Origin of the sequence: uncultured Psychrobacter sp. (assembly GCF_947495825.1) — a bacterium.
GTDB lineage: Bacteria > Pseudomonadota > Gammaproteobacteria > Pseudomonadales > Moraxellaceae > Psychrobacter.
The window spans coordinates 124,049-147,005 of sequence record NZ_CANMAH010000010.1; the positions used below are offsets into that span (position 1 = coordinate 124,049).

At 42.3% G+C, this 22,957-nt stretch carries 20 protein-coding genes; 12 read left to right on the forward strand and 8 right to left on the reverse strand.

The window, feature by feature from the left end:
- Window positions 1-73: 73 nt before the first annotated feature.
- Both Q0895_RS11305 and Q0895_RS11310 read left to right on the forward strand, forming a co-directional pair.
- Window positions 74-1,375, forward strand: coding sequence for an MATE family Na+-driven efflux transporter (locus Q0895_RS11305; RefSeq protein ID WP_366139947.1), 1,302 nt, complete (start codon window positions 74-76; stop codon window positions 1,373-1,375).
- A gap of 66 nt (window positions 1,376-1,441) precedes the next feature.
- On the forward strand, window positions 1,442-2,179 hold the full coding sequence (locus Q0895_RS11310) for a hypothetical protein (protein ID WP_299188971.1): 738 nt from the start codon (window positions 1,442-1,444) through the stop codon (window positions 2,177-2,179).
- A gap of 62 nt (window positions 2,180-2,241) precedes the next feature.
- On the opposite strand, the gene parC is transcribed toward Q0895_RS11310, so the two are convergent.
- Window positions 2,242-4,539, reverse strand: coding sequence for a DNA topoisomerase IV subunit A (parC, locus tag Q0895_RS11315; protein ID WP_299188972.1), 2,298 nt, complete (start codon window positions 4,537-4,539; stop codon window positions 2,242-2,244).
- A 470-nt stretch (window positions 4,540-5,009) separates the two neighbouring features.
- Between parC and Q0895_RS11320 the strand changes: the two genes are divergently transcribed.
- The 5 genes from Q0895_RS11320 to Q0895_RS11340 all read left to right on the forward strand — a co-directional run bounded on the left by Q0895_RS11320 (window position 5,010) and on the right by Q0895_RS11340 (window position 11,667).
- Complete coding sequence (locus Q0895_RS11320; RefSeq protein WP_299188974.1) at window positions 5,010-6,731, forward strand: AMP-binding protein; 1,722 nt, start codon at window positions 5,010-5,012, stop codon at window positions 6,729-6,731.
- A gap of 512 nt (window positions 6,732-7,243) precedes the next feature.
- On the forward strand, window positions 7,244-8,968 hold the full coding sequence (locus tag Q0895_RS11325) for an AMP-binding protein (RefSeq protein WP_299189025.1): 1,725 nt from the start codon (window positions 7,244-7,246) through the stop codon (window positions 8,966-8,968).
- A gap of 267 nt (window positions 8,969-9,235) precedes the next feature.
- The gene (rph, locus tag Q0895_RS11330) at window positions 9,236-9,952 is read left to right on the forward strand and encodes a ribonuclease PH (protein WP_058369509.1); all 717 of its coding nucleotides are present in this window, start codon (window positions 9,236-9,238) and stop codon (window positions 9,950-9,952) included.
- Between the two features lie 109 nt (window positions 9,953-10,061).
- Entirely contained in the window at window positions 10,062-10,553 is a 492-nt protein-coding gene (locus Q0895_RS11335; RefSeq protein ID WP_299188976.1) for a hypothetical protein, read from the forward strand.
- 241 nt (window positions 10,554-10,794) lie between these two features.
- Window positions 10,795-11,667 (forward strand): hypothetical protein, encoded by an 873-nt coding sequence (locus tag Q0895_RS11340; protein ID WP_299188977.1) that lies wholly within the window; start codon window positions 10,795-10,797, stop codon window positions 11,665-11,667.
- 116 nt (window positions 11,668-11,783) lie between these two features.
- On the opposite strand, the gene hemJ is transcribed toward Q0895_RS11340, so the two are convergent.
- The 6 genes from hemJ to serB form a co-directional block, all read right to left on the reverse strand.
- Window positions 11,784-12,218: a protoporphyrinogen oxidase HemJ gene (gene hemJ / locus Q0895_RS11345; protein WP_058369232.1), complete on the reverse strand. Its 435-nt coding sequence runs from the start codon at window positions 12,216-12,218 to the stop codon at window positions 11,784-11,786.
- A gap of 107 nt (window positions 12,219-12,325) precedes the next feature.
- Window positions 12,326-13,480 carry a biotin synthase BioB gene (bioB, locus tag Q0895_RS11350; protein ID WP_299188980.1) on the reverse strand — a complete coding sequence of 385 codons (1,155 nt, stop codon included), beginning with the start codon at window positions 13,478-13,480 and terminating at the stop codon, window positions 12,326-12,328.
- A gap of 210 nt (window positions 13,481-13,690) precedes the next feature.
- Complete coding sequence (locus Q0895_RS11355) at window positions 13,691-14,197, reverse strand: SCP2 sterol-binding domain-containing protein (RefSeq protein ID WP_299188981.1); 507 nt, start codon at window positions 14,195-14,197, stop codon at window positions 13,691-13,693.
- 321 nt (window positions 14,198-14,518) lie between these two features.
- Entirely contained in the window at window positions 14,519-14,908 is a 390-nt protein-coding gene (gene aciT, locus Q0895_RS11360) for an AciT family ciprofloxacin tolerance protein (protein WP_299188983.1), read from the reverse strand.
- A 247-nt stretch (window positions 14,909-15,155) separates the two neighbouring features.
- A complete protein-coding gene (locus Q0895_RS11365; RefSeq protein WP_299188985.1) occupies window positions 15,156-16,205 on the reverse strand; it encodes a DUF368 domain-containing protein in 1,050 nt (349 codons plus the stop codon).
- Window positions 16,206-16,245: 40 nt separating this feature from the next.
- Entirely contained in the window at window positions 16,246-17,466 is a 1,221-nt protein-coding gene (gene serB / locus Q0895_RS11370) for a phosphoserine phosphatase SerB (protein WP_299188988.1), read from the reverse strand.
- Between the two features lie 347 nt (window positions 17,467-17,813).
- Here serB and Q0895_RS11375 point away from each other — a divergent pair, with 347 nt between their 5' ends.
- The 5 genes from Q0895_RS11375 to Q0895_RS11395 all read left to right on the forward strand — a co-directional run bounded on the left by Q0895_RS11375 (window position 17,814) and on the right by Q0895_RS11395 (window position 21,755).
- Window positions 17,814-19,358, forward strand: coding sequence for a hypothetical protein (locus Q0895_RS11375; RefSeq protein ID WP_299188991.1), 1,545 nt, complete (start codon window positions 17,814-17,816; stop codon window positions 19,356-19,358).
- 188 nt (window positions 19,359-19,546) lie between these two features.
- The gene (locus tag Q0895_RS11380; RefSeq protein ID WP_058369226.1) at window positions 19,547-19,789 is read left to right on the forward strand and encodes a PA3496 family putative envelope integrity protein; all 243 of its coding nucleotides are present in this window, start codon (window positions 19,547-19,549) and stop codon (window positions 19,787-19,789) included.
- 293 nt (window positions 19,790-20,082) lie between these two features.
- The gene (locus Q0895_RS11385; protein WP_299188994.1) at window positions 20,083-20,640 is read left to right on the forward strand and encodes a UPF0149 family protein; all 558 of its coding nucleotides are present in this window, start codon (window positions 20,083-20,085) and stop codon (window positions 20,638-20,640) included.
- A gap of 133 nt (window positions 20,641-20,773) precedes the next feature.
- A complete protein-coding gene (locus Q0895_RS11390; protein ID WP_366139949.1) occupies window positions 20,774-21,211 on the forward strand; it encodes a YbjQ family protein in 438 nt (145 codons plus the stop codon).
- A 64-nt stretch (window positions 21,212-21,275) separates the two neighbouring features.
- Window positions 21,276-21,755 carry a heavy metal-binding domain-containing protein gene (locus tag Q0895_RS11395; RefSeq protein ID WP_299188997.1) on the forward strand — a complete coding sequence of 160 codons (480 nt, stop codon included), beginning with the start codon at window positions 21,276-21,278 and terminating at the stop codon, window positions 21,753-21,755.
- Here Q0895_RS11395 and Q0895_RS11400 read toward each other — a convergent pair.
- Window positions 21,752-22,864, reverse strand: coding sequence for a formate/nitrite transporter family protein (locus tag Q0895_RS11400; protein WP_299188999.1), 1,113 nt, complete (start codon window positions 22,862-22,864; stop codon window positions 21,752-21,754). The two genes, Q0895_RS11395 and Q0895_RS11400, sit on opposite strands and share 4 nt — an antisense overlap.
- Window positions 22,865-22,957 lie beyond the last annotated feature (93 nt).

Here is a 22,957-nt window from a genome sequence, read left to right on the forward strand (position 1 = left end):
TTTTTAAAATTATTGTTGTTAGAGGTATTTATAACGTACTCTACGTCAAATGTCTTATTTCTGATAAAACCTCATGTTCAAAAACATTAACATTAGACTGTTAATCGCTCTTATTTCAATGATGGTACTACCTTCACTCTATCAAACAATTAGAGTGAATTTTCTCGGTGATTTGCCTAGTGACTCAGGAATAAATATCGCGAGTCAAATACTGTGGCTGAGTTTGATTTATGAGATAGCGCAAGAAGCCTTAATTTTGCCTTTATTCTATCTTTTCGGAAAATCTTTGTCTAATAAAAAAGAATTTGAAAATAAAGTTCAAACTGGGTTTATCGTTATCTTTTGTTTTATGGCTTTTCTGTCTGCAATTTTATTCATTTATTCACAAAACATTGTGATTTTTATGGAGCAGTCCGAGCAAATTATTGGGCAAACGACACAATATATTCGCCTGGAAACCATAGCAATTATGTTTGCTACGCTAGTCAAGTATATGATGGTCGTTATCATTAGTTTAAATAAAGACAAGTATATCTATGGTTTGCTAGTAGTGCAGATGACTCTGTCTATATTATTAGATAGTGTGTTTTTCGGACCTTTTGAGTTTAGTCTGGATATGGGTGTTATCGGTATTGCTTGGACGAATATCATTGTCAATATAGCTGTTTTACTAGCCACCTATATCTCTATACGACAATATGGATTGAAGCTTTTATCAGTCAATCAAATATCATTTACATGGATGAAAGAGTGGTGGACGACAGGTGTATTTTCAGGATTAGAATCGCTAGTCAGAAATATTGCTTTTATAGTCATGATCATAAAAATGATTAACATGGTTGAGGAGCAAGGTAATTATTGGGTAGCTAATAGCTTTATTTGGGGCTGGTTGTTACTACCTGCCTTAGCATTGTCCGAGTTGGTAAAAAGAGACGTTGGTGAAGACGTAAAAAATATTGCCAGAAACACAAAAGGTTATTTCTCACTAGGGCTAATATTTGTCGCTATATGGTGTATTACTATTCCATTTTGGCATAGCTTTCTTGCTAATGTTATGAATGTTCAGGACATAAAAACAGTGATGTATATTGTTGGAGTACAGACAGTATTTTATTTTGTATTTATATTTAATAATAGCATTCTAGACGCCACCTTATACGGCTTGGGTAAAACGAACTATATGTTCATTCAGTCTCTTTGGGTCAACGTTGGCTACTATGGCACAATGTTTATATTATATAAAGTAGGCGTATTTACACCGACGCTATTGAATATATGCTTGATTTTTGGATTTGGTATATTGATAGACCTAATTCCGACTGTTATCTTGTATAAGAAAGCGTTGCGCGAACAAGACATCAAAGTAATATGGTAGTTTTAGCTTTCATCGGTGCATGAAAAGCACCCTACTCAAACTTTTGATTATTAGGTAAAAATTACGATGGAGTTTTGGCAACAGTTAATTATTAGTTGGGGTGGAAACGCTATTCTAGGTGGTTTAGTTATATATCTTGGGAAAATTTATCTTGAAAGGATTGGACGTAATGAACAAGCAAGTATTGATGAGCGTTTGAAGAGCCTTGAGCAGGATCATGAGAAAATGTTAGCTAAAGAAGAGCATTTTCATCAAATCTCTCAACAAACATACCAAAAAATATTTGATAGAAAAATATCAGTTTACGACGAATTGCTTAGCCTAACTATGAGCTTTGAGAAAATAACTCATCCAAATTTCTCTAGTGTAGATCAAGCAACGACAGAAAGTAGAGTAGGCTACGGACTTTTACTAACGGGAGTTTTTACTGAATTATCTAAGTTCTATTCAGCTATAGATAAACTCATGTCAAAAAATATAACTGTAATAAGCTCTGAATTATATGAGGAGCATCTTACTTGGCTGATTCATTTTAGAGCAGAGTTTGATTCTTATAATAAGGAAAGGCTAGATAATCATCTTAATGAAATTGGGAAAGCAGTTGTGTCCCAATTAAGTAGTGATAGTGGACAGATTAAGGAGATGTTAGATAAAATTCAAGAAGATTCAAATAAAGAAACTGAGCTTCACATAATTAAAGGTAATTTACTTAGTGTCAATTTGCAATATTTCAGTAAAGTGTTAGAGCAGATAAAGAAAGACTCAGTAAAGCTAAACAAAAGAATCAATGATATTTATCTATAATATTTATAAAAAATCGTAAGCTGGGCTTTTAACCCAGCTTACCTAAGCTTAACAAACCGAAACTACCCAACCTCAACACTCGTCACATTCTGAAAGCCTCTTGGCAGCTGTCCACCGCGATTACCACGACTGCCCGTATAGTTGGCCAAATCATTGGGTTTTAGCGTTACATGACGCTTGCCAGCGGTAATGACAAGGCTGTTTTGTAGGTTCAATGGCGTGATAGCCAGCACTTCTTCACCCTCTTTTAAGGTAATCATTTTATTACCTTTGCCGCGAGCTTGTTCGGGCAAATCGTCTAGAGCGAATATCAATAAGTAACCTGCATTGGTCACGACAGCGATATGGTCAGGCGTGGTTTGTATTGCTTTATCATTGTCGTGATTGGCGTCCGTATTGGCATCAATACGTGCGACGGGAAGTAAACGGCTGCCAGTCCCTAGGTTGATAATTTTTTTGCCTGCTTTTTGATTGCTATCAAGATTGCCAAGCGTATTCACAAACCCATAACCTTGCGAGCTGGCAAGGACAATGCGCTGATCATTAGCGCCTGTTAATAGCTGCTCAAAGCTAGCACCTGCTGGCGGTTTTAGCACACTGGTCAGCGGATCACCTTGTCCACGAGCAGAAGCAAGGTTATGCGCATCGATACCATAGCTGCGACCGGTGCTATCGAGCACGTAAATTTTTTCGTTAGACTTGCCGCGTGCATACGCTTGATAGCTGTCACCGGAACGATAACTCATGCCAGTCGCATCGACGTCATGGCCTTTAGCGGCGCGAATCCAGCCAGCTTTTGATAAGATAGCGGTAATAGGCTCACTCGGTACCAGATCTGACTCTTTTAACGCCTGCGCCTCTTCGCGTTCTGCCAGTGGTGACATACGCTCGTTGCCGTGTTCTTTCATGTCGGCGGTGAGCTCTTCAATCATCAGATTGGTCAAGCTGTCTGGGTTGTCCAAGTACTCTTGAATAGTGGCGCGCTCAGCTGCCAGCTCGTCTTGCTCGCGGCGCAGCTCAATCTCTTCTAGCCTTGCCAGCTGACGCAGACGAATATCCAAGATAGCATTGGCTTGTATGTCAGTCAGATCATAGCCTTGCATTAATGCTGATTTTGGATCGTCTTCTTCACGAATAATACGAATCACTTCATCAATATTTAGATAAGCGATTAGCAATCCTGCAAGGATATGCAGGCGTTTATCGATTTTATCGAGACGATATTGCAAGCGGCGGGTGACTACTGAGCGGCGACAAACGAGCCATTCATCGAGGATTTCTTTTAAGTTTTTGACCTGCGGTTTACCATTTAGGCCGATCATGTTCATATTGACGCGGTAGTTGCTTTCTAGATCAGTACTGGCAAACAAATGGCTCATGACGCGCTCGACATCGACGCGGGTAGAGCGCAGCTCAAGTACGATACGGCAAGCGTTTTCATGATCCGATTCATCACGAATATCAGTAATCCAAGGCAGCTTTTTGTCCATCATAAGTCTTGCGATTTGCTCTTGGATTTTGTTGCCTGAGACTTGGTAGGGCAGCGCATCAATGATAACTAAATTCTTCTCTTTGCTATCAATATGATAGGTCGCGCGCATTTTATAGCTGCCACGACCGCTTTCATACATTGCCTGTAAGTCTTTTTTACTGGTGATGATCTCAGCATGCGTTGGTAAGTCAGGTGCTGGTATCGACTGAGTCAGTTGCTTAACAGACAGATCAGGGTTTTTGAGCAGACGAATCGCCGCACGCACCACTTCGTTTAGATTATGCGGCGGAATATCGGTTGCCATACCGACAGCGATACCAGTCGTACCATTTAATAAAATATTAGGCAGGCGAGCAGGCAGGGTAACGGGTTCCTGTATGGTGCCATCGAAATTGTCTTGCCAATCGACCGTGCCTTGACCGAGCTCAGCGAGCAAAGTATTAGCATAGGCAGACATTTTAGCTTCGGTATAACGCATAGCGGCAAAGGATTTGGGGTCGTCAGAGCTCCCCCAGTTACCTTGACCAGTAATCAGCGGATAACGATAGCTAAATGGCTGCGCCATCAGCACCATCGCCTCATAACAGGCGCTATCGCCATGCGGATGATATTTACCCAATACATCACCGACGGTACGCGCAGACTTTTTGGCTTTGGCTGAAGACTTTAGGCCAAGCTCGCTCATGGCATAGACAATACGGCGCTGGACAGGCTTGAGGCCATCAGCGATGTTAGGCAGCGCCCGATCCATGATGACGTACATGGCGTAGTTTAGGTAAGCTTGTTCAGTGAACTCTGCTACCGATCGGGTATCCATCGGCTCACTTGGGATAATGGGAACAATCGTATTATCAATAACATCGGACATAAAGTAGGTTTCGCTTCTGTGTTTTTAATTAGTATGTTTTATATAGTGCATTTTATGTGCCGCACCGCATTGGTACAAAATTCACATAAGAATAAGGTAGCGTTATCCTAAAGGATATTACATCAATTAAAAAGGGATAATCTAGAATAGACGACAAGTCATGACGTGCTGATATAAACCAGTATAGTCGCGCTTACTATGTATTGCCTTGCTATATATAAGATGCCTCATAGAAAGAAATAAGTAACATTATAAGGTAATAGCTACCCATTTAATGCTAAGCGTTAGTGTAAAAAACGCTTAAATTAAACCTGTATATTATTGATTTTATAGGAAATAATAAACGTCAAGCAACTTTGCGAACTCTAGTGCCAATCTTTTATATTGAGTAGTATGTACAAAGTGTGTATGTTAAAGAACAAAGGAGTATTTACCACTGAATGCGTAAACTCATGAGGAGAAACAAGATTATGGACAATCAAGTCAATTTAACCCGTCGTAACGATAAAGTCTGGCTCAAAACCTATGAAGCGCTTGGGCTAACTTACGATATTGACATGCCAAGCGATGACACTTCACTGATAGACATTTTTGAGAAAAGCTTTCTTAAGTACAGTGACAAGACGGCATTCGTCTGCATGGGTTCGTCGATTAGTTTTAAAGAAGTAGACTTATATAGCCGTCAAGTTGCCGCTTATTTGCAATCACTTGGGCTGGTCAAAGGCGATAAAGTCGCAGTCATGATGCCCAATATTTTGCAGTTGCCCGTTACCGTCATTGGCGTACTGCGAGCAGGTCTGACCTTAGTCAATGTCAATCCACTATACACCACAAAAGAGCTTGAGCACCAGCTGACTGACTCTGAATCTAAAGCACTTATCTTAGTCGAAAATTTTGCCAAAACCTATCAAGATATTGGTCGCAAGGTGGTGGATCATGTGGTCATCACTGGTATGGGCGATCTGATGGGCACGTTAAAAGGCCTTATGGTCAATACAGTTGTGCGTCACGTCAAAAAAATGGTACCGCCATATAAAATCGCCAATAGTGTCGAGTTTAAAAACATGCTGAAGCAAAGCTCGGCAGGCAAGTATCAACGACCAAACAATATCAGTCTCAATGATGTGGCCGTATTACAGTATACCGGCGGTACAACTGGCGTAGCCAAAGGTGCCATGCTAACCCACAAAAACTTAGTGGCCAACCTTATTCAGTCCGATACCTTTTTGGGTAGTGCTTTTGATGAGTTTGAGAGTAGTAACGAGCAGCCTGTCATCATGACCGCTTTACCGCTATATCATATTTTCTCTTTTACTGTCTGCGGTATGTTTGGGATTTATCGCGGTTGTATTGGCTTACTGGTACCCAATCCACGTGACATTGATAGTTTATTAAAAGCTTATAAAAACAACCCGCCGGCATTTTTTCCAGCGGTAAATACTTTGTTTAACGCACTGGCTAACAACGATGAGTTCAAGTCGATGGATCATAGTAAGCTGCGCACGTCGATGGGCGGCGGTATGGCAGTCCTTAGCTCAACGGCAGAAAAATGGCGTCAGGTGACGGGCAATATTATCGTTCAAGGTTACGGGTTGTCGGAGACGTCACCAGTTGCAACAGCTAATCCACATAATAGTGCTACGTTCACAGGCAACATTGGCGTACCGATGCCAGGTACTGACGTTGCTATTTTAGATGAAGCGGGTAATGAGCTTGAGCTGGGTGAGCGCGGCGAGATTAGTGTTCGTGGCCCGCAGGTTATGAAAGGCTACTGGAATCGCGATGATGCGACTCGTGAAGTGATGACCGATGATGGCTTTTTCCGCACTGGCGATATTGGGATTATGGATGAAGAAGGCTATGTCACCATCGTTGATCGTAAAAAGAACATGATTTTGGTTTCAGGCTTTAACGTCTATCCGAATGAAGTCGAAGAAGTGATGGCTGGTCATCCAAAGATTTTAGAGTGCGGTGTCATTGGTGTTGAAGATGAAAAGAGTGGCGAGGTTCCAAAAATATTCGTCGTACGCCAAGATGATAGCCTTACTACAGAAGATGTTCTTGCCTACGCTAAAGAGCATTTGACTGGCTATAAACGCCCCCGTCATGTTGAATTTATTGATGAGCTACCAAAATCGAACGTTGGTAAAATTTTGCATAAAGACTTACGTAAGCTTGAAGAAAAAAATTAAGAATCTTAATATTCGACATTTGAATGCGGTTTGAGGGTTTGGCTGTCATAGATAGCGGATGTTTAAACAATACTGTTTTTATCCATTATGGTAAGACTGTTCAGAGACAGTCTTGCCGTTTTTATTGAGTGAGCTGTAGTATGAATATAAATAAGCGCAGTACGAGTCGCTGCTATATATAAGCCACTATAAAGATAGATATTCCAATAAGGGGATATAAGCTGCCTCTACATACAATTATAGAGAGTTTTTTGCAAAACTGTTATAGTACGGACGCATACAACTAAGCGGACATTGGTTATTATTGTCTGGTTTTTAGTGACTTTATGTTCACAAATAATGATTCATAAACCTAATACTTTTATCATTATTATATTATTCTACGTTTTTCATTGTAGTACTTAGGAAAAGTTATGACTGACAATGCCAACAATAGCGGTACTAATAAAAACGCGCCAGACCAAGCGTCTGTTGATGGTGGCAATGACCATGCGCATAAGGACGAAAAAATGATGTCGGATATGACAGCGTTTCCTACTATGCCTACCATCCCAAGTGATAGACCATGGCTCGATGCTTATGAGCGTTATAGTATCGATGCAACCATCGATATGCCTGATGATGAAACCTCTTTGCTTGAAGTTTTTGAACGTAACTTTCGTCGTTATGGACAAAAAACTGCTTACATCTGTATGGGCGCATCCATTACCTTTAAACAACTGGACCTATATAGCCGTCAAATCGCAAGCTACCTACAGTCATTAGGGTTGGATAAAGGCGATAAAGTTGGCGTCATGATGCCAAATATTTTACAGTATCCGATTGTTATGCTCGGCATCATTCGGGCAGGTATGGTATTGGTCAATGTCAATCCGCTATATACCAGCCGCGAGCTATCACATCAGCTACATGATAGCGGAGCAAAAGCCTTATTTATCGTTGAGAATTTTGCAAAAACCTATCAAGACGCTGAAGATAAAGGCCAGGTAGAGCATGTGATTGTCTGTAAGATTGGTGACATGTTGGGGTCAGTTAAAGGGCCAGTGGTCAACCTAGTCGCACGCCATATCAAAAAGATGATTCCATCTTATAATCTGCCTAATAGCACAAGCTTTAAACAAGCGCTAGGAGCGGTATCTGCCAGTAAATATAAGCGTCCCGATTTGTCATTAGATGATGTAGCGTTATTACAATATACTGGCGGTACGACAGGTGTGGCAAAGGGCGCTATGCTGTCGCATGGTAACTTGGTTGCTAACATGCTACAGATCAGCGTTCTTATCAATAGTGCTTTTGAAGATGACATCAATAGCGACGATGTGATTTTGACCGCTTTACCGTTGTATCATGTGTTCTCGTTTATGGTCTGCGGTATCTATGGTATGTATCAAGGTTTTACAGGCCTATTGATACCTAATCCGCGCGATTTAGACGGTCTGATTAAAGAGATGGATAAATATAAACCATCATTTATTCCTGCCGTAAATACTTTGTTTAACGGTTTGGTGCATAAAGACAGCTTTGCTAATTTGGATTTTTCCAACCTTAAAGCCTCTATCGGCGGCGGTATGTCAGTATTGCCAAGCGTGGCTAAAGAGTGGCACAAAATCACAGGTTTGCCTATTGTAGAAGGTTACGGCCTGTCTGAAACTTCTCCAGTAGTTGCTTTTAACCCGATGACCATCGCTGAGTTTACCGGTAAGATTGGTATTCCAGCATCCAGTACTGATATTGTGTTAATCGATGAAGAAGAAAGTGAAGTCGCTATCGGTGAGCGCGGTGAGATCTGTGTCAAAGGCCCACAAGTGATGATTGGCTATCAAAACCGTCCTGATGAGACTGCCAATACCTTTACAAAGACCGGCTACCTAAAAACAGGTGACATCGGCATCATGGATGAAAAGGGCTTTATCAAGATTGTCGATCGTAAAAAAGACATGATCATCGTCTCAGGCTTTAATGTCTATCCCAATGAGATCGAAGAGGCAATGAGTGAACATCCAGACATTGTAGAGTGCGGCGCCATTGGCATACCAAGTGATGAGCGCGGTGAAGATCCCAAATTGTTTGTGGTCAAAAAAGGGGATGTGACTGAAAAAGAGCTGCTCGATTTTGGTAAAAAGCAATTAACAGGCTACAAGCGTCCGCGTCATATACAGTTCGTCGATGAGCTGCCAAAATCAAACGTCGGTAAAATTTTGCGTAAAGAGTTGCGCAAAATGGAAGGACTAGAATAGAGTAAAATGAGCATTGGTGGTAGTACTCGCTTTACTCTCACTGTGTTTTTTGTCAAAATCACCACGTAATAACAAGTACTTATATTGCTATTGCGTGGCTGTCACGTTAGGATATCTCAAGTTTTAGGTCTGCTATTTCTCATCTTATCTGATTATTATGTACTTTTTGATAGGTTGTTAGGCACAGTCAACCGAGCAAAAAGCCATTAGCAGACCGCTATTCTTATTTTATACCACTACTTTTATAGTATTGTCCTAGGGAATTTTATGCGTATTGATAACCGTGAGCTTGATCAACTTCGCTCGATTAGCTTTGAGCGCCACTATACCAAACATGCTGAAGGGTCAGTGTTGGTCAGCTTTGGCGATACCAAAGTGTTGTGTACAGCAAGCGTCGAATCTGGGGTTCCACGCTGGTTAAAAGGCAAAGGCAAAGGTTGGGTTACCGCCGAATATGGTATGTTACCGCGCGCAACCAATACTCGTAATCAGCGTGAAGCAGCCCGCGGTAAGCAGTCTGGTCGTACTCAAGAGATTCAGCGTCTCATCGGTCGTAGCCTACGTGCCATGATTGATCTTAGTAAGCTTGGTGAAAACACCATCTATCTTGATTGTGATGTATTGCAGGCAGATGGTGGCACACGTACCGCTAGTGTGACTGGTGCTGCTATTGCTTTGATTGATGCGCTTGAGAGCATTCAAAAAACCAAAAAACTAAAAGCAGATCCATTGATTGGTCTGGTCGCTGCAATCTCTGTCGGTATGAAAGATGGTAAAGCCTATCTAGACTTAAATTACGAAGAAGATGCCAGCTGCGATACGGATTTAAACGTCGTCATGACGCAAAAGGGTGAGTTTATTGAGCTGCAAGGCACCGCTGAAGAAAAGCCGTTTACCCGCGCCCAAGCTGACGACATGTTAATCCTTGCTGAAAAAGGAATCGCTGAGCTTATCAAAATGCAACAAACCGCCCTTGGTTGGTAGACTCGTCGCAAAGATTATTTGATACAAGCTATAAACAGCTGTTCAACTGCATAAATAAACAACTGATTTATTTATTCATTAATAGGTAGCAATCGATAGGTAATGATGCATGTTAAAGCTAACCGATGATGGCGCCAAGATTACCCTACAAGATCAGCCACCTGCAGGGGACAATGGACTGTTTTGGTTTGGGTCAGCGCTGCTAGTTGGTGCTGTCGCAGTGGCTCTGGCGATGAGCCTATTACCGGAGCGCTTAGCGATTGGCGCGCTCGCTTTGTTGATTGTAGGCAGTTTTATCTTTAATCGACAACGCCAACAGCGTAAAAAATCTATGAGCGGCAATATCAGTAGCGGTGTCCTATGGGTACGTGCAGGCGAGCTGGTACACGACAATAACGGTCGACGCGACCATATTACTCTAAGCGAGGGTGATAAAGTTACCTTGTTCGGTGAACAGATTCAAATTGTTGATACAGACAACGTGCGCAAGTACCATATCAGTGGTTTTGATACTGCCCAAGAAGCACAGGCCACCAAAGCGATATTAGAAGGTCAAGCTCTCAATAAGCGTCATGTTAATATCAAAATGAATGGTGATTAAGCCTTGTATCAATCGATTTTTAGTCAGCGACTTCTGAAAAAAAGCCATCTATTTGTAGATGGCTTTTTTTGTACTTTTTTATCGGTCGTTTTTAGCTGACTTTTCGTCTTGCTTTTTACACCTTTTGTCATCCAAGAACGATGAATAAAGCTTGCGGCATCTTATCTAAATGGTTTATAACTAGGAACTAAGGCGTATTGAACATTCACAAACATTGTTGCTGTCTTGAAAGGAGCTGGTTATGCCGCCATCGTCGGTTATTACCTTAGAAAAAACGAATTTATATAAAGCGCCATTTCATAAGGCGCTATCTATCCAATCCAATTCTACAAAGCCTGTTTTTATAAAAAAGGCATTAATTACAATATTGTTGATGGTGTTTTTAGGTAGTGCAAGTTACGTTCATGCCGATAGTATGAGCGATCTTATCGCCCAAAAAACAGTCCAGTCTGAGCTTGCAGTACCGCGTGCCAAAATTAGTACAAGCTCGACTATTCAGCGTACACGTCCTAACTACTCAACCATTAATAATACAAGTTATACAAACATTCAGCCTACTTCGAATACATATGATTATCATCAGCAGACTCAGAACACGTCTGGAGCAAATGTATCCTATCGTTATCCTGAAATACAACGGCAAGCACCTGCTGTCTTACCTGCGTTTTTATCAGGCAATTACGATAACGTCGATAGTAAGTATCTGCCACTGCTTAGCAATGCTGAAAATCACAGCAGTACGGCTGCACGCGAGGTGATTAGTACGGCACGTAAGATGGCACTCAACGAGCGTGCTATCATTCAAGGCGGCTGCTGGGACTATCTAAATGAGGTGTTTAAGCGGGCAGGGGTCACGCGTGATACAGTACATAAAGGTGCCTATCGACAAGGCCCATATGCCAATAGTAATGATATTGAGATTGGTGACTGGCTTTATTACATCAATCATGGCTACAATGGTGTCGAGCATAGCGGATTGTTTGTTGGCTGGGTCGATGAAGCGGCCAAGCAAGCGCTGATACTCAGTTATGCTGGAGAAAATCGCCGAGAGCCTGCGCGCTATCGAGTTTATGATTTGAGTAATGTGTACCAAATCATGCGTCCAACTATCTAAGTAAGACATTCAATTTCTTTCAAACAATAAAAAACGCCCGTGACTAACAAAAGTTACGGACGTTTTTTATTTTTAATAAAAGTTAGCGACAGTTTACCTCAGTTTTCTAAATAAGTTTAGAACGGTTTAACGACCACTAATATGACGATAATGACTAAGGCAAAGACTGGTATCTCATTGAACCAGCGCCAGAATTTATGGGTTTTATAATGCGGATTATCAATCAGTTTTTTTCGATAAAAACCACATGCACCGTGATAGGCTGACAGCAAAATGACTAGAAAAATCTTTACATGTAGCCAGCCTTGGGTTTTATATACTTCCCAGCCAAGACCTACCATCCATAGACCCAAAATCCATGTTGCTATCATCGACGGAGTCATGATACCGCGATATAGTTTGCGCTCCATTACCGTAAAACGCTCTTGACTGATCAAATCATCACTCATCGCATGATAGACAAAGAGCCTTGGTAGATAAAAAATCGCCGCAAACCAGCAGACCATTGCGATAATATGTGCCGCTTTAATCCAATTAAAATAATCTGGCATAGTTTTTCTCTTGTTATCTCTCAATACTTATATGCGTTATATATAAACGCGGGCAAGCTTAACGCAGATTAATGGATAATGGTAGCAGCACATCGTTAAGATATCAGCTATTCTGTCATCACTACTTGTGATTGATGTCCACTCATCGCATCCATAACAGGCACTTGCTTGGGTGCTCTTGGCGCTGCAAATTGTGCAGTTAAGCCCAGCTCACGCATAAGCCTATTATCATTAGATTGACTGGCGTTGCCTGTCGTTAACAGCTTGTCACCATAAAAGAAAGAGTTGGCACCTGCCATAAAGGCCAAAGCCTGCTCAGCGTCGGATAAGCTTTCGCGTCCAGCAGATAGGCGTACATAGCTGCTCGGACAGCAGATGCGCGTTACCGCAATCGTGCGAATCCATTCCAGCACCGATAGCTCACCCTCTGCTAGCACTTTATCACCGATGGGGGTACCGGCAATGGGGACGAGCAGATTAACCGGAATAGACTCGGGTGCTTTGGGCATTTTAAGTAACTCATGTACCCAGTCGATGCGGTCGTCGCGGCTTTCACCCATACCTACAATATTACCACTACAGACGTTAATACCCGAGTCGCGTACGTGCGCTAGTGTATCGAGACGCTCATCATAGCTACGCGTACTGACTACCTGCTCATAATAGTGACGCGAGGTATCTAGATTGTGATTATAGTAATCAAGCCCTGCATCGGCCAACTGCGCGGCTTGCTCAGGATTTAGCATGCCTAGGGTCATGCAAGTCTCAAGCCCTAAGCTTTTGACTTCTTTAACCAGCTCGACCACATAGGGCATGTCTTTGGTGCTTGGATGCTTCCATGCAGCGCCCATACAAAATCGCGATGAGCCGCTAGCTTTAGCGCGCTTGGCTGCTGCGATCACTTTATCGACTTCTAAGCGCTTTTCTGCCTGCAACTTGGTCTTGTCACGATGATGACCTGACTGTGAGCAATAACCACAATCCTCAGGACAGTTGCCTGTCTTAATCGATAGCAAGGTGCTTATTTGTACTTCATTGGCATCGAAGTTTTGGCGATGAATCGTTTGCGCTTGTAATAATAAGTCCATCAACGGCAAATCAAACAGCTGCGCAATTTGTTCACGACTGTGTTTAGTTGCTGAAGGTTTAATTTCTGTGGTTGAGCTGTCTGTAGAAAACAAGCTAGATGTAGAGTGCGAGTCGATAACAGTATTATCATTGGCTTGAGGGTTAGGTTCTTGGATTGAAAGTAGTCCTGCCATGGGTTAAATCCTTTTAATATAAGCTGAGACAAAATCAGATAAGTTAAGATAATTATTGAATAATAAGGCAACAAAAAGGTCGCGGTAACCGTAGTATACCGCAACCTTTTCATAAAATCAGAACGCTATTGATGATGCTAGTAGACGGTATTTATTATATTCATAACTTAGCTTTTTAATCGCATAGCATCTTTTTGAAATTACAGCGTCTTACTTACCGACTTTATGCTTTGCCACACCAATCCAATGGTTAGCAAATTGCTGCGCTTTATAGGCGTAAGGTTTTGCTTTTTGGATGTAGGGTTTATAGTCTTCTGGAATAGTAGGGACGATGTGTTTAGCAAGCTTATTGAACCACATCATTAAGCTATAATCGCCCTCTATACTTAAGTTACCTTCTTGAACGGCTGTCATAAAGGCAGGCAAATCTCCTTTAGACAATAGCTTCACCCCTGTCATTGAATCTTTGAAATTAATCGTCAAATCTGGCTCATCGGCGTGCCCACTACGTTGACTAAACGTCCCATTATCAAAGTTAAAATGACGTGCAACGTTTGCTTCTACACTTGCGATCTCGATGGTAACTTTACGATCAGCCAGTAGCTTTTTGACATCTTCGTTGTCACTGTCGGCAAGCATAGACAAACGATAGCTAACCACAGCTAACATTACGTCTAAAGGGTCAGATTTGATATCTAATACGGGAATAGTAAACATAGTCAGGCTCCTAAAATAAGTATAATAATAAGTGAGAAAAATGTAGGTATCGAATAAAGGCTACTTTATATTGGTTTGCACTACAATTATATAGGTAGAGTATAAACTATCTTCTACCTTTAATACTTTAGTAGTTGCGTAGAAGGTATTAGATATCGTGTAACAATACCTTGAATCAAGTATAGTGCTATTGCTTAACGGGTTTATGCATACGTTATTTAGATGATAAGTAGCTTAGTATTATAAAATAATAGCGCTAAAAAATGCGCCGATACTAGGCGCAATGATTAACAAGTAAGTCATATACAATAAAAGGGGCTACTAAAAGCGTGGCTGATAATGATCATCATAAATAGGTGTATGTTCAACGTAGCGTGCAGCAGCTCGTTCACGCTCTTGCTGCACTGTACGGCTTACGTCATCGTAACGCAGCGCACGATATAACACCCAACCTGCTAACGGCAGCCAACTGATACCAAATGCTACCACATAACTATGCCAATCAGATAAGCCAAAACCACTCATCAACGCGCTATGTAACACTTCAACGCTTAGCCAATATATCATACCACCGAGCATATACCATAGTAGCCAACGCTGCGAAGTGAAGGCAATAGCTATGATAAAGCTTGCCAATAGACCATAGCCAAGTAGCGCACTGCCGCCTAACGTATCTACCCCCGCAACAGAAAATATAGTCAAAAACATCATTCATCTCGCTATTCATAAGGTGAATTTCAATAAGACTATTATGCTGGTTTGCCATAAAAAGCTGAATAGGGTAGAAGCGACTTTACGACAACAGTTGTCGTCTGTTTTATAGTGGCTGTTTTATAAAAAAAGAGAGTTTAACTTTATAGAAAAAGAAGGTTTATTATAAAAGATAAGCGCCTTATTATTAGGCGCTTACAGTAAATCGTTGTATGAAAAGTAAAGCAATATCAGACAGTTAGAGTTGTTACTTGATAGGTTGTACGCGTTTGGTACGATTGCCCCACCATGATAGGGCTGATACTAAGATTGCCCCGAGTAACATCAGCCCCAATGTCGTCAGCCATTGTGCTCCAGCTGGGTAATGCCATGGAGCTACATTATTGACAGCCTCACTATTTAAAGTGCCTAAAGCATCTACTTTCCATGGCCATACTTTGACCAGTGAGCCAGCAATAAAGCCAGTAAGCAGTGCTAATGTTCCTTGATAAAATCGCGCTAACAACCATTTGAGCACCCGCGTAAAAATGAGTAGCCCAGTTGCCATTCCTGCCATTAAAGTAATAATAATAGTTAGATTAAGAGTATGAACGGCTTCTAATACCGTATCGTAAGCGCCCATTAGCAATAAAATAAATGAACCTGAAATACCAGGAAGTATCATTGCACAAATCGCAACTGCACCTGCAAAGAATAAATACGGTAAGCTTGGCGTCGTAGCGAGCAAGGGTAAGTTACTGATCACGACCGCTGTCACAATACCAATGACAAACAACCCCGCCCGCGCAGCATTCCACCGCTTTATTTCACTCAATAAAATAACGACAGTCGCGACCACCAAACCAAAGAAAAACGACCAGATAAGTAGGGGCTGATTGTCGAGTAAGTGCTTGATTAGACCTGCTAAGGTGGCAAAGCTTGTGGCAATACCTAATAGTAAAAATAGCAAAAATGTCGCATCGACTTGTCGCCAGACAGCAAGTAAACCTTTGATACCACCATGCTGACGAAATACTTGCCAAAGGCTTGGCCCAATACTACCTAGCGCATTAATTAAGCGCTCATAGATACCTGCAATCAGAGCGATAGTGCCGCCCGACACGCCAGGTACGATATCAGCTGCGCCCATCGCCATGCCTTTAATATAGACCGCCGCCAACTGCTTAGGGTTGTCTGCATTGGCTACAGTAGCTGATGGGGCCGATGATAGGTCTGCTGGTAAGTCTGATAGAGGAGCTGCATCAGTCTTCGCGCTTGATGACGGCGTGTCTGGCCGCGGGGATTGTGATGCCGTCATGGACATTCCTTTCTAAAAAATAAAAATAAGTGTTAACTGGCTACTGGGTTGAGATGAGTGCAGGATACCCAAGTGCATAGAGTACGCCTTCAAGACCTGTGACGTTTACCGCTGCATCGGCACGAGCTTGGACGATAGATTTGGCATGATATGCAACGCCCAAATCGGCATTGGCCATCATCGGTAAGTCATTTGCGCCATCACCAACGCAGACTACTTGTGACATATCAAGACCCATACGCTCAGCGATATGAGCGACGATAGACGCTTTTTTGGCGCCGTTGACGATAGGCATCTGCACATGACCGGTCACCTCGCCATCTTCGATATCTAAGTTATTGGCATGGACTTCATCAATGCCCAACTGCTCAGCGATATAACGGGCAAAATAAGTAAACCCACCAGAGACCAGCACCGTATGGTAACCCAGCGCTTTAAAGGCACTGATAGTCGTACGAGCGCCTGTCGATAAGGTAAGACGCGCGCAAATATCATCCAGTACTGTAGTGGATATGCCTTCTAATAGTGACACGCGCTGCACAAACGACTCATCAAAATCAATTTCGCCGCGCATGGCTGCCTCGGTAATGGTTTCTACTTGCTCGCCAATACCAGCAGTCTTTGCCAGCTCAACGATGACTTCTTGTTCGATCAAGGTTGAATCCATATCGAAACAAACAAGCTTATGCGTGCGCAGCATATGACCAATAGATAAGATATGACAATCGACTACATTCATGCTATCAATGCCCAGACTTTGGGCGCCGCTGTAATCTTTTGCCAAGTAATTCTCTGCCAAGTCGTGACGCAGACGAGTTGTCAGCTGATCATCAATGATGTGAGCTGCTGCTGTCTTTTTGCCAGGATGCATGAGCGTATCAGTGACAGGAACCAATAAATAACGAAATACCTGAGCGGGGACAAACGGCTGTTCGTTGTCATCGTCAGTGCCAGAAACAGAAGCGGTGTCAGTAGCAGCTTTAGGAATGGTAATATCTACAAAGCTTGCTTCCGTATCTTCTGCCACTGTTACCAAATGCCAGCTTGGCTGCTCATCGACCCAAGATTGTACATATTGATGAATATCAAGCGCGTGCATATGCGCTGGCAATACGACAATTAGTGCAAATACAGGTAGAGATTGGAGCGTATCGAAGTCTAGCAGATTGGTATCGTCAGGCAACAATGACGCTACAGAATCTACAGCTTGTTGCCATGCTTTGCTGTCTTTTGGTAACGAGTAAGGCGTATTTTTTGGCATGTCTCAATTGTCCCTTGTGTGCGCAGTTAAGATTAGGAATAATAACAGTTTTACCGTGTATCGCCTATACATGACGCACAAAGTATAACAGTTGAATAATAATGCCATCACCTCTAGTATATTGACCGAACTTTGCAGATAATTAAATGTATACTGACGGATAAACCTATGATGAACCGTATAGTGATATTATAGACAATACCAGTTAGACGACTGCTTGTATGATAGTCGGTAGTGCAGTTAAATGAGACTCATTTGAGTTAAAATGATTAGTAGCATACTTTTCCAAAAAATGAGCAGCAGCCTCGTTTTTTTAATTTCCCCCATTCAAAAAAGTTTAACATATCATGACGTATTTAGCGCCGCGGCAAGGGTTGTTTGCCATTATCATTCTAGTCAGTTTTTGTTTGCAGACTTTACTGCTAGTCATCAGCACCGATCAGCAACTGACGACAAGTCGTGAACAAAAAGGCGAACAAATGGTCGCCCAGCTGATCGATGAGGCACGTCTGTCTTTAGAAAACGAAGACCGCGTAAGCTTAAGTGTCATTGCCAATCGCTATACTAGCGAGCAGGACGTGGCGCGCATCGTCATCAAAGATAGCAATGGTGAGATTTTAGTACCGGTCGGCAATGCACCGATGCAGCAGGGCGATACCATCAGTCAGATGGCAACTAAAGGTGATGCCGTTATTGGCAGTGTCGCCTTGACCCTAAAAGATATCAGTAAGGGCGAGATTATCGCGATGCAATGGCCGTTCGTCATTGGTTCGTTGGTTCTGCATCTTTTTTTATGGCTGCTGTATGGTTATGTGGCTCGTCCAACCAAAGAGCAGATCAATGCGTTGAGCCGAGATATTCAAGACTTACACCGCGAACAGTACATACAATCTGGACAATTGAGCTATGGACGCGCGCCTAACGAAAATTATGCCGAAAGTAAAGATGCTGGGGGCGTAGAGGCGACTTTGGATAGCGCTGTGGGCGATGATGCTCATCATACTGCCGATACAAGCGATCATGAGACAGGTAAAACCGGCAAAGTTAATACCACTGGTATCCATAGTGAGCTCAATGCGTATTTAAAGTCACAACAAGCCAATGCTGCTGATAAGCAGGCAAGCTCTCATACATCAACTGACCTAGCGCAAGGCACACAGTCAAATAATACTAGTAGCCAAGCTCAGCATGCAGATGATGCTCAGATTAGCACAGGAATCGAGAGTAGTGGCGCTCACAAATTTACTAGCAGCACATCAAAGCTGTCTGCGACGCGCACTTTTGATACAGTCAGTGTGCAGATTATGTTTCACGATGAATACAATATGCTAGAGCGTCTGGCTCCTGAGATGCGCATGCCTTATCTAGCATTGTGTACGCAGTTGTTAAATCAAGCGATGACAGAGCTACTCAAGCAGCCACTATTGCTTGGTGTCAGTGCTGTAAATGAGCCACGTTTTGATGAAAGTGGCGCTTGTGCAGTACTTAGAGCTGACAACAGTCATGCAAAAGCTGCCCTAGCCGGTGTTATGTTAGGGAAGCTGTATTTAATGCTTAACAAGATCATTCATGAAAAGCATATTGAACTGTCAAGATTTGCGTTGCCTGCCAAAGTTGGTGTCAGTGACGAAGCCCAAACACAAGCGATGACGCAATTGCTCAATAGCGTTGGTAGAAAAGAACAAATGCTTATTTTATTACCTAATTCTGGACTCAAGCAAATCGGTAGCCATGTACAGGTGCAGAGCTTGAAGCGTCCAACAACGGTATACGAGCGCGAATGTGCTGTCTTTGATGGTGGTAATGATGCCATGATACAACGTTTGGCGTCTGTCCGTAATGCGGTACTGATGTCAGGGGTCGAAGAGGAAGAACAAGGCGTTACCAATTGATTTTTAGTCGACTAATGTATAGACGTGAAAGATAAATTAAACTAACTCGCAACCAAAAGCCTCCATTTATAACTAACAATAAAACAGCGATATGCGTAAAAAGGATTGACAAGGTGCGAGCGAAACTTTATAAGGCATAAGTATATCAATGTGTTTTGAATTTATTGCCCAAGTAATAGGAGTTTGTCATGAGTGATACTGATATCGATGATGATTTTGATGGCGAATTTGCCGATGATGATGATGCAAAGATGGTTGAAGAAGCAGAGACCAGTGTTCGTACCCGTCTAAGTAGCCTTGAAAAACGTCGTTTGATTGATAACTTACTAGAAGAAAAGCGTCTGGCCAAAGCACTAAAAGACGAGCTAGATGATCTAGGTGATGATGATGACGATGACTTTGATGATGATTGGGAAGATGAGGATCTTTAGACGTCTTTATCTTTAGGCCACCGATTGTTTGTTAGTTTCAATCACAGATTATTAATCAGGTCACATAGTAAGCGTAACAGATTATCAATACTCATCTATGCTAAGCTGAACTCTCTATATTTTATCGACTGCCGTTAATAGTATTCACAAAAATCAAAACGGTATTTCATAGGTAGATACATAGGTAGTGTGTTGGTCAATCGTCAAATTGATTAACCCTTATTAATTATCATAGATAACTTCCGTTTTAGTATTGGTTATCACCCAATTATCGATTCAAGGATAAGTATTTCATGAGCAACCAATTAAGCTTTGATGAGCTGTTAGACTTCTTAGACAACCAAGAAAGTCAGTTTATACTCGACAGTGTCGCCACTCACGGGTTTTTGACTGCTACTGTGATAGGACGTCCGCTACCAAACTGGATAGATGCGTTGTTTGAAGGGCATGTCAGTGAAGTGCCGGACAACGTCGTCGATGGTATACGCCGCTGGCGCGACTCTATCATGGCTGAGCTAAAAAACGAGACACCTATTGAGCTGCCTTTTGGTGAAGATGCGGGTAATGAGGAAGTCGCCGTCGATTTTTCAGATGAGTCAGACATCGTGGCATGGTCGATTGGGTTTGTAGATGCTATGTATGGCGATGAAGCCAGTAACTGGTTTGAAGATGAAGACACGGCTGAAGATGTCGCCGTATTGACCTTACCGATGATTGTGTTAAGCGGTATCGACGATGAAGACCCTGAGCTTGCTGAGATGCGCGCTGATGAAGATAAAATGGTACAGATGGCAAACAGTATTGAAGGCAACTTAACCGAATTGTTTTTATTGTTCCATACCAATGATTAAATTGGTCGATAGATAGAATCTATAAGCGTTTATTTGTATATAGATGCTATCTATAACCAGCCTTGATTCATCCTGATTGATTTTACCGTTAACGATTAATTCTATAAGTCACTGCTAAGGTAATACCATGGCTATGCAACTCTCCAATCTTGAGCACTTACCTAACTATCAAATCACTGAACGCTTAGACGTCGTCTATGGTAGTACTGTGCGCTCAAAACATGTCGGTAAAGACTTGTTTGCTGGATTTAAAAACATCGTTGGCGGTGAGCTGACGGCTTATACTGAGCTGCTAGAAGAGTCACGTCAAGAGGCGATTGATCGTATGATTGTCAAGGCAGAAGCTCTAGGCGCGGATGCGATCGTCGGTTTACGCTTTTCGACATCAAGTATCGCACAAGGGGCCTCAGAGCTGTTTGTTTATGGTACTGCTGTCAAAGCGACACGTATGCAACAACCTATGTCGTCTCAATCTCCGCATTATCCTTCTAATGATTATCAATCCAGCGAACCATCAAGCCCAGCGCAGACCCCAACTGATGAGTTACCACGTTTTAATCCTTTTGGTTAACGATAGTGAACCAACTGCAAAACTCTTGCAACTTCACCTTCGCTTTTAAGATAAGAGACGTGCCATGAATGATTCTATGACTCAAATACTCATCAACTATGGGCCATTTGTTTTATTGTTTGTGGTTGGTTGGTTTTTTGGTATGCGTCATGAGCGTCAGCATTTAGCACAGCTGACAATTGCAGAAAAAGAGCTGGCTCATATCGTTGTGTCTAGTGAGCGTTTTTACCGACCCAATCTGACAGCCAATAGTGAAGGTGAGTTGGTGCTCGGTAGCGTTGTCATCGCACAAGACTATTTCAAAATGGTCATCGCTCGGGTTTTAAGTTTGTTTGGTAAAAATCTCACTACTTATGAGACCTTATTAGACCGCTCTCGCCGTGAGGCTTTGGTACGTATGCGTACGCAAGCACAAGCCAAGGGCTACAATCATATCTATGGCTTGCGCCTAGAAGTTAGTAATATCAATCAGCTGGGTAGTATGGTTGAAGCCATTGCCTATGGCACCGCAGTCGTCAGCACTGATGATGTCAAAACACGCTAACGCCGACGTATACCCATTCGGGCTAATCTACTGTTTCTATCATTTCTTGCTTTTTGCTTGACTCTTTCGATTTCAAATAAGAAAGTACGATTTTTTAGTACTGCCACAAATACGACGCCCCCAACAGTGTTCCCTGCCAGTACCACTGCTAAAAATAGTAAGTAACCTGAGATACTTACCGTAGTGCCGTACATGAGCGCGGCGAATACTTCGATATTGCCAACGATACTATGATGTAGTCCCAAAAAGCCGATACTGCCAGTAATGAGAGTGACTAAGACAATGCGACTAATCGTATCGCGCGCTGAAGTTACAAGCCAGGCTGCAACGCCCATCATCCAGCCTGCTAATACAGCGCTACCGAAGATAACCCACCATTTAAAGCCCAGCACATGCTCTGCATAAGCATCGATATCACTGACACTAAACAGATGCATATTTAAACCGAGTCCTATCATTAAGGCGGCAAATATACAGCCGCCGGCGATATTGCCAGTGATAACAATACCCCAAAGACGCAGCAGCTTGTGTAATGGCTCTATTTTATTTAATACAGGTAAGCTTAATAGTGAAGTCTGCTCAGTGAACAATAACGACTGACCAATAACGACGATAATAAAACCTATCGGATATAACAATGAGGACAGTACCATTGCATATTGATTGGGTATCACTCCGCTAAGCAAGGCAAAAGCTGCTAAAATTATAAAAAAGCTAATGCCGATCTCAAGCCCAGCAGTAAAGGCACTGGTAAATAAAGAACCTAAAGAGCGATCAAACGTTTCTTTGGCATGAATGACTTGCTCGACTAAGATACTGGCGTAACTTTTTGCTTGACTTAAGTTGTCATCGCTAGCGACTTTTTTGATGGTTTCTTTATCTTCATCGCTGATCTCTTCCGGAAAGTCTTCATCCTTAAGGTTTTCAGTGGCTTTGATTGTGCTACCCTTTTGCTCGTCCTCTTGATGTTGACTGTCCGCCATATCATCGTTGTGTTGCTCGTCTTCGCCATGGACTTTATGGGCGTCATGAGCATTGTTATCAGCTACATGCGCATCGTTTGATGAATTAATCTGAGGGTCATTTTTACGTTCGGTATCTTGGGGCACAGTAAGCTCGCTGGTTATAGAATAATGATTTTGCTGCATAGGCTTATAGAACGTAACGCCTAACATAGGAAAGTACGCTATATTCTATAACAT